The 12,765-nt window shown below is 48.2% G+C and carries 12 protein-coding genes; 5 read left to right on the top strand and 7 right to left on the bottom strand.

What is annotated here, in order from left to right; translation table 11 throughout:
* Nucleotides 1–91: 91 nt before the first annotated feature.
* Entirely contained in the window at nucleotides 92–1,282 is a 1,191-nt protein-coding gene (locus tag KNO86_RS10055) for a helix-turn-helix domain-containing protein (RefSeq protein ID WP_214695814.1), read from the top strand.
* A 4-nt stretch (nucleotides 1,283–1,286) separates the two neighbouring features.
* On the opposite strand, the gene KNO86_RS10060 is transcribed toward KNO86_RS10055, so the two are convergent.
* Both KNO86_RS10060 and KNO86_RS10065 read right to left on the bottom strand, forming a co-directional pair.
* Nucleotides 1,287–2,294: a S66 family peptidase gene (locus tag KNO86_RS10060; protein WP_214695816.1), complete on the bottom strand. Its 1,008-nt coding sequence runs from the start codon at nucleotides 2,292–2,294 to the stop codon at nucleotides 1,287–1,289.
* 63 nt (nucleotides 2,295–2,357) lie between these two features.
* Entirely contained in the window at nucleotides 2,358–2,684 is a 327-nt protein-coding gene (locus tag KNO86_RS10065; RefSeq protein ID WP_214790236.1) for a winged helix-turn-helix transcriptional regulator, read from the bottom strand.
* Between the two features lie 106 nt (nucleotides 2,685–2,790).
* On the opposite strand from KNO86_RS10065, the gene KNO86_RS10070 reads away from it, so the two are divergent.
* Nucleotides 2,791–3,594, top strand: coding sequence for a VOC family protein (locus KNO86_RS10070; protein ID WP_214695820.1), 804 nt, complete (start codon nucleotides 2,791–2,793; stop codon nucleotides 3,592–3,594).
* 13 nt (nucleotides 3,595–3,607) lie between these two features.
* Here KNO86_RS10070 and KNO86_RS10075 read toward each other — a convergent pair whose 3' ends face one another.
* A complete protein-coding gene (locus KNO86_RS10075) occupies nucleotides 3,608–4,600 on the bottom strand; it encodes a 5'-3' exonuclease (RefSeq protein WP_214695822.1) in 993 nt (330 codons plus the stop codon).
* 199 nt (nucleotides 4,601–4,799) lie between these two features.
* Nucleotides 4,800–6,122 carry a hemolysin family protein gene (locus KNO86_RS10080; protein WP_214695824.1) on the bottom strand — a complete coding sequence of 441 codons (1,323 nt, stop codon included), beginning with the start codon at nucleotides 6,120–6,122 and terminating at the stop codon, nucleotides 4,800–4,802.
* A 189-nt stretch (nucleotides 6,123–6,311) separates the two neighbouring features.
* Between KNO86_RS10080 and KNO86_RS10085 the strand changes: the two genes are divergently transcribed.
* Nucleotides 6,312–7,109, top strand: coding sequence for a glucose 1-dehydrogenase (locus KNO86_RS10085; protein ID WP_214695826.1), 798 nt, complete (start codon nucleotides 6,312–6,314; stop codon nucleotides 7,107–7,109).
* A 33-nt stretch (nucleotides 7,110–7,142) separates the two neighbouring features.
* Here KNO86_RS10085 and KNO86_RS10090 read toward each other — a convergent pair whose 3' ends face one another.
* A complete protein-coding gene (locus KNO86_RS10090) occupies nucleotides 7,143–9,098 on the bottom strand; it encodes an ATP-binding protein (protein ID WP_214695828.1) in 1,956 nt (651 codons plus the stop codon).
* A 189-nt stretch (nucleotides 9,099–9,287) separates the two neighbouring features.
* Here KNO86_RS10090 and KNO86_RS10095 point away from each other — a divergent pair, with 189 nt between their 5' ends.
* Nucleotides 9,288–9,608, top strand: a complete 321-nt coding sequence (locus tag KNO86_RS10095; RefSeq protein ID WP_074034162.1) for a PadR family transcriptional regulator — start codon at nucleotides 9,288–9,290, stop codon at nucleotides 9,606–9,608.
* Nucleotides 9,605–10,636, top strand: a complete 1,032-nt coding sequence (locus KNO86_RS10100) for a DUF4097 family beta strand repeat-containing protein (RefSeq protein ID WP_214695829.1) — start codon at nucleotides 9,605–9,607, stop codon at nucleotides 10,634–10,636. The genes KNO86_RS10095 and KNO86_RS10100 overlap by 4 nt, the downstream gene beginning before the upstream one ends.
* 36 nt (nucleotides 10,637–10,672) lie before the next feature.
* On the opposite strand, the gene KNO86_RS10105 is transcribed toward KNO86_RS10100, so the two are convergent.
* Nucleotides 10,673–11,365, bottom strand: a complete 693-nt coding sequence (locus KNO86_RS10105; protein ID WP_214695831.1) for a LutC/YkgG family protein — start codon at nucleotides 11,363–11,365, stop codon at nucleotides 10,673–10,675.
* A complete protein-coding gene (locus tag KNO86_RS10110) occupies nucleotides 11,365–12,765 on the bottom strand; it encodes a LutB/LldF family L-lactate oxidation iron-sulfur protein (RefSeq protein ID WP_274665068.1) in 1,401 nt (466 codons plus the stop codon). The genes KNO86_RS10105 and KNO86_RS10110 overlap by 1 nt, the downstream gene beginning before the upstream one ends.

Here is a 12,765-nt window from a genome sequence, read left to right on the forward strand (position 1 = left end):
ATTAGTTAAATGTGATTTAACATTATCATAAAGGTAATCGAGTGAAATGTAAACATAAAGTTCAATATAATTTAACTTATAGAGGTGGCATATGATTGGTGAACGAATTAAAACGTTACGAAAACAGAAGAAAATGACCCAAACGCAGTTGGCGGAAGGGATCGTCACGAAATCGATGCTCAGTATGATTGAAAATGGGAAAGCGGAGGCATCGATGCGTAGCTTACGAGAACTCGCAAGTCGGTTAGATGTCTCGATGCAGCAGTTATTGACTGACCCGAAAGAAGCTGAACTACAGACGATGGTCGAGCAGTTAGAATATGAAGAAATGACACTCGTTTCGCGGCCAGATCAAGAAATACGACAGATGCTTTCCCCATACTTAAAAGAAGAAATGAACTCCGTGTGGCAAGGTAAAGCATACATGTTGTATGGGGATACGTACTTTCAAGAAGGAGAAAATGAGAAGGTATTGACCTACTACGATCGTGCCATTGAAATTTTTGAGAAGCTAGGTGAATCTGATGAATTGGCAATGGGACGAATCAGCCAGGCTTATTATTTATTGATGTGGAACCGATTTGAAGAATCGCTTGAACGGATTGACGCGATCGAACTTCTTGATGCGAAATACATGAAAACGAAAACGAGAACTGAGTATGTCATGTTGATTGTATTTAAAAACCTTCTTTGTGACGAGGATTTGGAAGATTCGATTCGACAGCTTGAAGACGTGCTCGAGTATATGAAACGGACAAGAATCTACTACCGTGCGGACGACGTGTATCGCACCATTTCGATTTGTGCGCTCTATTTGAACGATGAAAAGCAAGTTCATGAGTCTTTACAAAAGGCGAAGCAATACATTCAATTCACGGAAGACCGCTTGGCAGAAATCAAAGTGGCACTTTCCGAAGCGCTCTATGCGATGGAATATCGACATATTGATCTGTTAGGGGAAAACGTCAAGTTGATGGAATCACTCACGACAGAGGTTGAGCCGTTCATTGCGGCGATTTCGATGGCGAAAGGTGTGTACTACGCTTTTCGAGGGGAATCGGAAAAAGGAAGAGAGTGTTTATTGGCACTATGGGAAAACAGAGACGAGTGGAAAGCACATAGTTTAGTCGATATCGCGATTTACTACGAAGGGTTATTAAGGGGAACACTGAACGGATGCGGAGACGACTGGGTATCGGTCATCGAAGAACAAGTAGCGAAATTCCCGCAAGGACTGTTTCGTAAACGTTTAGAAACGTTGCTACAACAAATCAAGGGCTGACGAATCAGCCCTTGAACGTTTGAATCAATGTCCCTTGACCATGCTCGACTTGGACGGAGGCGTGTGCTCCATTGACGAGCGTCATTTGCGGCGGAACGTGTCCGAAATCGATATCGTAAAAGATTGGAACCTCTAACATGTGGTGAAGCTCCTCATACACCATCTCGGTCGTATAGTCTTGATGCACAGATGGGGCATCACTTCGTCCGAACAGAATACCAGACGTCTGATCGAACCAACCGGCCCACTTCATTTGAAGAAGGGTCCTTTTTAATGCCGGAACGTTCATCTCGACGTTCTCAAAATACCAAAGAATCGGTTCATCATTCAGGTGCTCGTGTTGGAACGTCTTAACGTCTCCATACGGTGTCCCGATTGTATGTAAGAGCACGTCAAGACATCCACCGAGCAATCGACCTGTTGCGTGTTGACCATCGATTGCTTTCCATTCAGTCGCTTCCGTCAAATGGAACAGATGTGGCGTCGGATTGTCAAACTGCCATTCTTTTTGGAACTTCTCGGACGAGCGTTGGATGACCGTCTCGTCGACCCGCGTTGACAATACATCGAGCCAGCGTGAACTCGTTTCGTCCCAAATATCGGCACGTAAATCGACCAGGTTCGGACCATGGGCCGAGGCGATTCCGGTTTTTAATGTATAGACGAAGAGCAACAAACTCGTATCCGAATAACCGAGCATCCATTTCGCGGGTAAGGATTGCCAATCGATTTGATCGAGGATTTCCATTAAGAGTTCCCCACCCCAGGGCGGGATGATCAAGTCGATATTGTCATCTTGAAGTAGGGATGTCAGTTCATGTGCACGCACCCGAGCCGGAGCAGATTTTCCAAATCGTTGTTTCCACGCATTCGGAGTGAATTGTAACGTGAACCCTCGATCGGAAAACTTCTGTTCCGCTTGATGCAATAAATGGTGTAATTCTGTTGGTATACCTGACGAGGGAGCGGTGACACCGATTTGATGACCGGTGAACTGTGGATAACGAATCATGACGACCTCCTGTGGATAAGTTATAAATGAAATCGGTTAAAACGGTTATCCACATGTGGACAACTAGTTGGAGCGCATCCGTTCCGCGTGACGCATTCCCCATTCGTTCATCGCTTCGAGAATCGGGATCAGTGTTTTCCCATACTCGCTTAAGCGATAATCGACACGGGGAGGGACTTCTGGATAGACGGTCCGGATGACGATATCTTGTTCTTCTAAATCACGGAGTTGTGCGGTCAGTATCTTTTGACTGATTTTTGGTAACGCTCGTTTCAACTCACTGAAGCGTAACGTATCCCCATTGATTAGGACGAGGAGGATGGAGTGCTTCCATTTTCCTGTAATTAGTTCGAGTGCCGTATCGACTTCGCAGCTTGTTATCTTGGTCACATCGTTCTTCCTTTCCATTAGTATCGTTGAAGTAACTATACCACCTTTTTGTGCCTACTTCTGCAATGTGAGCCGAGCGGGTATAGTGAAGGTGAGGTGATTGTATATGAAAATCGAAAATATTGAACTAGGACCGGTGACGCTACGCGTCCGTGACATCGAACAGATGAAACAATTTTATGTAGACGTGATTGGGATGAGTGTCCTTAAAGAAACCGAAGAGCTTGCCACGCTCGGAACGAAAGAGCGTTCGCTCGTCATCTTGCACCATGTTCCGCAGGCGAAGACGAATCCGCGAGCGGCAGGGTTGTTTCATTTAGCGATTCTATTACCGGATCGTGTAGCGTTGGGAAGCATCTTGGCGCATCTTATCGAACAACGCATTGAAGTCGGGCAAGGCGATCATTTAGTGAGTGAAGCGTTCTATTTGAGTGACCCAGAAGGGAACGGGATCGAGCTATATGCCGATCGTCCGAAGGAACAATGGAGTTATGAATCGAACGGGCATGTGAAGATGGCGACTGAACCAGTCGACTATGAATCGATGCTTCAAGCTGCAGTGAATCGACCATTCACTGGGTTACCGGTCGGCACGACGATGGGACATGTGCATTTTAAAGTCCGGTCGATCGAAGCAGCAAAACGCTTCTACCATGACCGACTCGGGTTTTCCATTACAACGGATTCTTATCCGGGGGCACTGTTCTTAGCGGCAGACGGGTATCATCATCACATCGGCACGAACGTGTGGGCACGTCCGAGTGAGGTTCTAGGAGTCGAAGCAGGACTCGAAGCGTGGACACTTCTTGTCAACGAAGAGACAAACCAGGCGTTAGGTGGAACATCGTCTGAATGGACGTTGACCGATGAAGATGGAATTACTGTGCATATAAAAAGAACGGGCGCATGAGCGGCCGTTCTTTTTAACGTGCGGATGTTTTCTTCTGACCTGCGTTGAAGGAGAGACGAAGTCCGCGTTTTTGATACGCTTGCTCGACTCGCTTCGGGTTGAGGCTGAGCTCGAGATGAGCCAACTTCAAATGGTCAAGTGCCGGCACCGTGACATCAAGACGAACGAGCTCCATGTTGCGCTCTGCTTTTTTGCGTGTTCGTCTCAAGTTACGGGGCACCTCCTCTGACGTCAGTGCCGCGATCGTTTCATTTACTTGTTGTCGTTTATCACCTTTGATACTCAAGGCAGAATACAGCTTATCGAGCGAACCGAATCGTTTGATCAGTTGGACTGATTGGTTTTCGTCAAGCCCCGCAACTGGGGGGATTCCGTCTGAACGGTCTCCCGTCAACGCTTTAACGGCTGACAACTGTTTCGGTTTCAACCCTTCGTATAACGCCGCAATCTCTTCTGGTCGAATTTCTAAATGACGTTTGAGCGGTAACGGACGGTTATCACGAATGTTACAACGAGCCTGCATTTGCTGAAGCTCCTGTGTTTGCAACCAAACGGTGATTCGTGGACTGACAAGCTGTAACAAGTCTTTGTCTTTTGTCATGATGACCACAGGTGCACTGCAACTGAATTTACGTGCGATGTGGGCGATTAAATCTTCCCCTTCATAGCCTTCTACTTGGAATTGTGGAATTCCACTATCCTCAAGCAATTGGCGCATGAGTTCCATCTGTGCTTTCAATTCAGGCGGTGTTTGACGTCTGCGGCGTTTATAGCCCGGGTAGAGTTCTCGACGCCATAATGTTTCACGTGAGACGTCCCAGACGACGACAAAGTGAGTCGGACGATGTCTACGTAGAATCGTCCGGATGAGGCCGGTCATTCCGATGACGGCACTCCGATCGTTTTTGGATACCTCGCGTCCTTTTTTCGTTCGGCTCGCGGCGGCACCATAGTAAGCACTGGCCAGCATGGAGTTACCGTCAATCAAAAATAGTTTGCGTTCCATGCGTAACCTTCTTTCTATTTCTTTCTGTTTAAACCGAACATCTCGCCATGTTTCGGTGATGTTGTGTCATTGAGTGCGTCACACTCAAATAAGCAACATATGTGCAGTATATCACGGCAAGAGGCGAAAATATAGCGACAGTTCGGTTCACACATGAAAAACCCTTCTCCAAATCAAGGAGAAGGGTTTGACAGAAACCTTATTCTGAGAGAGGCTCTTCCTCTTCATGTGAGGCCAAAATCAGGTCGACGAAGACGATTCGGTGGTTATCGACTTCACTGACAATCAATTCATGGTCGCCAGGTAAGAGGAAGCGTTCGCCCGTCCGAGCATTCGCTTTTTGCGATAAGACAAATCCGCCAACCGTATCGACATCATCTTCGATTTCGATCCCAAACCGTTCCTCAAGTTCTTGTGTTAACACAAGTCCGGAGAGACGGTAATGTTTCGGAGCAATTTCTGTAATTTCTGCTTGTTCATCTCGGTCGAACTCGTCGCGAATCTCACCGACGATTTCTTCTAGGATGTCTTCAATCGTTAAGAGGCCGGCAGTACCCCCGTACTCATCGATGACTAAGCACATCATTGTCTGCGCGTTTTGCATCTTTACCATCGCTTCTTGAAGCGGCGTGAACTCGGTGACGAGTGGCAATTGATGAATGAACGACTCGAACGGTGCGTCATTTTTTGAAAGTTGAGCAGTGAAGAGTTGTTTTGCATTCACGAATCCGAGCACGTCGTCACGGTCGCCATCTCGTGTGACCGGATAACGCGTATACTGGTGCTCTTCGACAACTGAAATGATCTCTTCAATCGTATCTTCTTCATCGATTGTGACCATGTTCATACGTGGAACCATGGCATCCTTGGCGATTCGTTCGTCAAACGAGAAGATATTTTGTACATATGCCAACTCGTTTTCGTTGATTTCACCACTGCGGAAACTTTCCGTCATGATGATTTTCAGCTCTTCTTCTGAGTGTGCCGTCTCCTGAGCCGTCGTCTGCACCCCGAATAAGCGGAGGGTGAGACGTGCCATACTGTTCAAGGCACGAATGAACGGGTAGAAGATTTTCGTGAACACGTAGAGTGGACGTGCGACAAGGAGCGTCAACTTTTCGGCTTCATGGACCGCAAGTGTTTTCGGCACAAGTTCTCCAATGACGACGTGCAAGAACGCAATGAGTAAGAATGCGATCAGGAACGACAAGAATGTCACAAGAGATGGCGATAAGTTTAGCTGGTCGACCAACGTGTGGATATATGTTTCGATTTGGTCGGCACCAATCCACCCGAGCCCGAGTGCAGAAAGTGTAATCCCGAACTGAGATGCAGAAAGGGAGTCGTCGATATTCTCGATGACTTTTTTTGCGCTAACCGCTTTCTTGTTTCCTTCAAGCACGAGCTGGTCGAGTCGAGCGCCACGCACTTTCACAATTGAAAATTCGGCTGCCACGAAAAAGGCAGTCAAAAAGATTAAGAGCGCAACGATGAGTAAGCTGAGTAACATGGGACTGTCCAACAATTCCCCCAAAAATCGGGGAGTCACCTCCATTGAGTATAAGATCAAACGTCTTTCAGGCAGTTCCTGAAAACAAATAGTTTGTTTCAGTATAGTTGATTTGTTTCAAATATTCAAAATGCAGCCAATCATGTTTGATGAAGAGGGGAATGTGGGAACTAAAAACGAGAAGATGAAGGAGGAGTTCACATGGCAAACTATCCAGAATTAAAAGGAAAAGTCGCGGTCATCACGGGAAGCTCGAAAGGTCTCGGTCGAGCAATCGGTGAGCGTTATGCGAAAGAAGGGATGAACGTCGTCCTGAACTATCGTAGTAGTGAAAAAGAGATGGAAGAAGTCATCCGTGGCATCGAGGCAGGTGGTGGGAAAGCCGTCGCCGTAAAAGGGGACGTCTCGGAAGAAGGACTCGCGGAGAAAATGATCGAAAAAGCCATTGCTGAGTTCGGGAAAATGGATATTTTTGTGAATAACGCCGGCGTTCAAGTCGAGGCGAAAACACATGAGATGGAATTCGACAATTGGAAGAAGATTATCGACGTCAACTTGAACGGAACGTTCCTTGGTGTCCGTGCTGCCTTGAAGTACTTCGTTGAGAACAAAATCGAAGGCAATATCATCAACATGTCTTCTGTTCACGAAGTCATTCCACGTCCTGGTTATACACATTACGCAGCAAGTAAGGGCGGCGTAAAAATGTTCACGAAATCAGTCGCTCTCGAATATGCACCGAATCACATTCGTGTGAATGCGATCGCACCAGGGGCAATCGATACGCCAATCAACGAAGAGACGATGAGCGACCCAGAAGAGAAGAAAGGGTTAGAGGCACTCATCCCATCTCACGTCATCGGGAAACCGGAACAAATCGCTGCCGTTGCTGCTTGGCTCGCGTCGGATGAATCGTCATATGTCACAGGGACAACAATCTTTGCGGATGGTGGACTATCACTTTATCCCTCATTTGGTCCAGAGAATAAAGTACAGTAAACAAGAGGGTGCGCTATCGCACCCTCTTGTTGTTTAACTACTCATTTGATTCGATACATCCATTTTTGGAAGACTAACGGTGAAAATGGACCCTTTACCGATGTTCGACGTGGCATGAATTGTGCCGCCATGACCTTCTGCAATCTCTTTACAAATCGCGAGACCAAGGCCAGTGCCTCCGATTTTGCGACTGGCGGAATTGTCGACGCGATAAAACTTGTCAAACAACTTCGATAGTGCGGTCTGAGGAATCCCGATTCCATGGTCTTCAATCGAAATATCAATCCAATCCGGTCGCTCACATGCGACGCTAACATGGATGTCTCCACCATGAGGAGAATACTTCACAGCATTATGAAGTAGATTCATGAAGAGTTGATTGAGTCGCGTTCGGTCTCCATATACATAAAGGTCTTCCTGACAATCAAACGAAATATGATGATGTTGACTTGCTCCTTGATGCACCGCGATAGCCTGTTTCAGGATGTCCGATAGGCGCTCCGTCTCATTGTGGTACGTCTGTTGTCCTGATTCCATCCGTTGAACATCGAGCAAGTTGGAAATCAAATCTTCGAGACGCAATGTCTCTTGATGAATCATCCCCAAATATTTCTCCGAACGTTCGGGAGATAGCTGTCGAAAACGAAGAAGTTCGGTGAATCCGATGATACTTGTGAGTGGGGTACGAAGCTCGTGAGAGACGGTCGAAACGAGTTCGGTTTTCAAACGGTCGACCTCAGTCTCATGGGTTACATCACGGAAGACGAGCATCGTGCCGTGGCGTGTTCCTCTCAAGTAAATCTTCTCCGCATACATTTGAATGAAGCGCTCTTCCTGGTTCATCGAGAACGTGACGCTCTCTTCTTTACACTGTCCGTCAAACGACCGCTCCATGAACGCGAAAAAGTCATCCTTTTGGTCGACCTGCAGTCCAAGTTCTTCAAGGCTGGCGTCTAAACGATATAAGTCGACTTCGTTTCGCTTTGTAATGGGTTGGTTAAACAAGACAAAGAGTGCTTGGTTGGCCACTTTTTCGCTTGTTGCGTGCTCGACATAGATGACGGCATCGCGGATGGAATGAAGGAGACGCGCTGTCTTTTCACGCTCTTCTTCGATTCGATGGCGCTGCGTTGTGAGTGACGAAGCCATCTGGCGGAATGAGGTCGTCAGTTGACCGACCTCGTTTTTAGATTGAACGGTGACCGGCGTGACCGGTTGTTTCTCTCCGGCAAGGCGCTTGCTGTTTTCAATCAATTCCTGAAGTTGACCCGTTAAGCGTCTGACGTAAGGGCGAGCGACGATGAAGAGAATGAATAGGACTCCGAGTAAGGAGAGGAGCCATAAAGCTTGTGCCCATTTCGTATGTGTCGCAAGTTGAGCACGGAGCGCATCCTCTTCTGCGTTCAGTGAGTTCCGATATTCCGTGAAGACGCTCTCCATATCGACGATGCTCGCGCTCATATCTGCGGCACTTTTCGAGTTGATTTTAAATTTACGGTCTGCCGGCGGCTCTTTTTGAGGGTTTACCTTCCCGAGCGTTGGCATTTTTAAAAAGGGTTCGGTCACACTTCCGTCCCGTTTTCCTTCTACATAACGTTCGAGGCTCGGCATGACGCGTTCTTGATAAGCAACAAACAGTGTACGGGCATCGCTCGCATACGTTTTTTCCTTATCGGTTACGGCGTTCTGTTCGAACCAAGTCGTCTGTTCGTCAATCAAAACTTGTTTATCTTGTACGCGCTCTAGCATCGCATCGTCTCCGAGGATTACGTAGCCGCGCATTTCATATTGCATCGACTGCCATGTTTCGAACAATTCGGTCGCATTTGTGCGCCGTTCACTGATGTTCTCGAGCGATGACGTCGTCTGTTCGATTTGGTTTTCCGTATACACATATACGGCAAGTGATGTGAGGAGGATCAGTCCGATGAATAAATAGAAGACGAATAAAAACTGTCTTCCGATCCGCTGGTCAATCCATGACTTCATAAAGACCGTTCCTTCCTAGAATGATGAACATTCCGACTGTGACAAATATCCTACGAGTGTCGTTCTTTCATTGTACAGATTCACCTCCTCAGAAGCTAGATATTGAGAAATCAGGGGAATGGCAACTATTATATATTGAATAGTAGTGATTGATGTGCTATTGTTCTATGTATAGTAGGGGGTGGGATGATGAATCCTCAATTCAAGAAGGGTGTACTCAATCTTTGTGTGCTGGCGCTTGTAGCGGAACAAGACCGCTACGGCTATGAACTCGTCCAAGCGATTTCGGCTAAAGTAGCGATTTCAGAAGGTGCCGTCTATCCGTTGTTACGTCGATTGACGACAGAGGGTTATTTCACGACATATTTAATGGAGTCCGGAGAAGGCCCTCCACGGAAGTACTATCAGATCACGGAACAAGGGCGGACACATTTGGCTGAGTTGCGAACGGAATGGGATGTATTCACGAACGGCGTCAATGATTTAATCCGAGGGGGAGACGACAGATGAATGAAGAACAGTACTTGTCAGAGCTTGAGCAATTATTGATGAACGTGAAGGTGAAAGATCGCCTCGATATTTTACGAGATGTGTCTGAGTACTTCACGAGTGGTCGATTAGAAGGAAGAAGTGATGAAGAGATGGCGCGCGAGTTAGGGGAACCGAGCGTGCTCGCATCGGAACTACTTGCTTCTGTCGATTTTGAAGTAGCGGAGTCGACACGACCGCCTGCAGTTGTCAAAAGTTCGACCATCGCTTTCCAAAGCGTCCTCATTCAAGTTCAACATGCGCAGGTGTTCGTGACACCATCACAAGATGGGTATGCTTACGCGACACTTGAAACAGAGACCGACCATGGGGTAGTCATGGATATCGTCGGGGACACGTTAGAAATCCGGATTGAATCCGAACGTCGTTTCGGTCTGTCTGATTTGTTTTCGTGGTTTGGGTCGAAAGCGCCGGTCCTTCGGGTCGAACTACCTCATCACGCCTATCATCAAATTCAATTGAAGAATCGTCACGGTTCAAGTGATGTACAAGATCTTCAAGCGGAACGCTTACTCGTAGAGAGCGAGAATGGGCGAATCACCGCATATCACATTCAAGCACGTCATGGCGAGCTTCGTACATCGAACGGGAAAGTGCTCGCATCAGACTGTCACGGTCACGATTGGGAGCTTCATTCCTCAAACGGTCGTGTTGAAGCGAAGCACTCTCAGCTAGAGCGCATCAACATCCATTCCTCGAACGGTCGAATCGATGTTGATCATGTCACAGGAGCCATTGATGCCAAGACGTCGAACGGCCGGATTGACTGCCTCGTTCAATCGATTCAAGCACCGATTCGTTTGAAGACAAACAACGGAAAGATTGACTTGCACGTGGATGAACGTCCGGAAGATGTGACGATTCGGGCGAAGTCACGGAATGGAAAAGTCAATGTGTTCGGAGAACGGTCGAAAGAGTGCGTGTTCGGTGAAGGATCCATTGAAGTGAAACTAACAAGCTCAAACGGGAGCGTCACGGTATCAGGATAAACGTAGCCCCTCCATCGATCGATGGAGGGGCTATACTTATAGATCATGCACCAACACATAGGCAACCCGGACAGGTCCATGAACACCGACGATGAGGTTCATCTCGATGTCGGCCGAGTTCGACGGACCGGAGATGAAATTGACACCGTTCGGGGAATGGAGACCATCTCGATCGAGTGCGGCAAGCTGTTGTGCCGTTTGCGTCATACGTGGGACAAGGACAGATTTCGGGATGATCGCAATATGGTCTTGCGGTAACAGGCTGATCGTCCGTGATTTTCCAGGCTTCGCATATTGGACGATTGTTGCACTTTCCGCAAACGCTACATCTGCGATCGTGATGCCGATGTCGGCACGTGCGGCGAGCTCTCGGCTCGTGTCCGGCTTTGTCGAATCCCACCATGCGAACGTCTCACTCGTGGAGGGAGCCCAAGCGGAAATTCGGTCATCGTTTTCCGCGAGGATCCGTGTTCCTTCGTAACGTTCAATCAAGAGACGGAGCGTATCATCGAGATTCGCAGATTCACATTCCACCAAATCGGTATGGATTCGTGTCGCGACCATGCGAAACGTCTCGAGTAGCTCTTCTTCGCTCGCATCTTTTAACACGTCGTCTTGTGGGCGATGTTTGTACTCGCGTTTCGGTGGGGTGAGGTCGACCTCACGCCCGAGCTGTTTGGCGATGCGTTGTAAAAAGTCTTCACGGTTTGTGATTGTACCAGGATTCATCAGGCGTTCCCCCGTTTCTTGAACCAATCTCGGACAGTTTGTTTATTCGGTTGCGGCAAGTCTTTCGAGTCCGTCCAAGCCGGCAGTCCTTTTTCGATCTGACCGGATGTGGCGAACGGTGATGTCGCAAACGGTGCGACATGTTCCGCTGCTTCGAATAAGAACGGACTTGATGCTGTGACGGCAAAACCTTTCATCGCAATCCGTTCCACGAAAGGTGATTGTTTCTTTTCCTCTACGATGACGCGGCGGTGTTCAATCAACAGCTCGTGTAACGGAATCTTCACGGGGCATGCCTCTGTACAGGCACCACAAAGACTCGACGCATAAGGAAGTTCTTTATAGTTCTCGTATCCATCTAGGAGTGGGGCTAAGACGGCACCAATCGGACCAGGATAGATTGAACCGTACGCATGACCGCCGATGTGACGATAGACAGGACAGACGTTGATACAGGCCGCGCAACGGATGCATTGCAGGACCGATTGGAACTGTGTACCGAGAATGCCAGAACGCTTATTGTCGACGATGACAAGGTGGAATTCCTCAGGACCATCGACTTCACCGACCGCGCGCGTCCCGGCGAATGTCGTGATGTATGATGTGAGGCGTTGACCGACCGCGCTTCGACAAAGCATATTGACGAGTACTTCGAACTCTTCATAAGAAGGGACAACGCGTTCCATCCCCATGACAGAGATGACCGTGTCAGGAAGTGACGTCACCATGCGTCCATTCCCTTCATTGGTCACAAGCCCGACGGCTCCACTCTCTGCAATGGCAAAATTACAGCCGGTGATGCCGACTTCTGCCTTTAAAAAGTCTTTTCGTAGTTCTTTTCGTGCATAGCGCCCGAGTTCAGTCGGATCGTTTGAACCGGCATAGCCGTGAGCGGTGAACGTCTCATGAACAGCGTTGCGGTCTTTGTGCAGGGCGGGGGCGACGATGTGAGACGGTGGATCTTCGTCGAGTTGTAAAATCCATTCCCCAAGGTCGGACTCGACGACGGTACATCCTTCTTCCTGAAGCGCCTCGTTCAAACCGATCTCTTCTGTGACCATCGATTTTGATTTCACGACATGTTTGGCTTGTTTCGAACGAACGACTTCCCGAATGTAACGGTTCGCTTCTTCTGGCGTCTCTGCGAAGAAGACGCTCCCACCTCGTTTTGAGACATTCTCGCTCAATTGATACAAGTAATAGTCGAGATGCTCGAGCACGTGTTGACGAATCTCTTCCGAGTGGTCACGGAACGCTTCCCAGTCTCCGAGTTCACCCGCAGCATCCAACCGTCCATCCCGCAGCCGGTTTTGAGCTGAACTGACGGCTTGCCGCATGAACGCATCCTCAATCCCGTCCTTGCGACGGTCCTGAAACTTCTCATCTAACCGAATCCCCAT

The sequence above is a fragment of the Exiguobacterium sp. s160 genome (assembly GCF_018617575.1).
Classification (GTDB): domain Bacteria; phylum Bacillota; class Bacilli; order Exiguobacteriales; family Exiguobacteriaceae; genus Exiguobacterium; species Exiguobacterium aestuarii_A.

What these genes read in the sequence shown, in the direction of transcription:
- KNO86_RS10105 (WP_214695831.1), bottom strand. Translation starts at nt 11,365, where the DNA reads ATGAATCCTGGTACAATCACAAACCGTGAAGACTTTTTACAACGCATC.
- KNO86_RS10055 (WP_214695814.1), top strand. Translation starts at nt 92, where the DNA reads ATGATTGGTGAACGAATTAAAACGTTACGAAAACAGAAGAAAATGACC.
- KNO86_RS10070 (WP_214695820.1), top strand. Translation starts at nt 2,791, where the DNA reads ATGAAAATCGAAAATATTGAACTAGGACCGGTGACGCTACGCGTCCGT.
- KNO86_RS10085 (WP_214695826.1), top strand. Translation starts at nt 6,312, where the DNA reads ATGGCAAACTATCCAGAATTAAAAGGAAAAGTCGCGGTCATCACGGGA.
- KNO86_RS10090 (WP_214695828.1), bottom strand. Translation starts at nt 9,098, where the DNA reads ATGAAGTCATGGATTGACCAGCGGATCGGAAGACAGTTTTTATTCGTC.
- KNO86_RS10100 (WP_214695829.1), top strand. Translation starts at nt 9,605, where the DNA reads ATGAATGAAGAACAGTACTTGTCAGAGCTTGAGCAATTATTGATGAAC.
- KNO86_RS10095 (WP_074034162.1), top strand. Translation starts at nt 9,288, where the DNA reads ATGAATCCTCAATTCAAGAAGGGTGTACTCAATCTTTGTGTGCTGGCG.
- KNO86_RS10060 (WP_214695816.1), bottom strand. Translation starts at nt 2,294, where the DNA reads ATGATTCGTTATCCACAGTTCACCGGTCATCAAATCGGTGTCACCGCT.
- KNO86_RS10110 (WP_274665068.1), bottom strand. Translation starts at nt 12,765, where the DNA reads ATGGGGATTCGGTTAGATGAGAAGTTTCAGGACCGTCGCAAGGACGGG.
- KNO86_RS10075 (WP_214695822.1), bottom strand. Translation starts at nt 4,600, where the DNA reads ATGGAACGCAAACTATTTTTGATTGACGGTAACTCCATGCTGGCCAGT.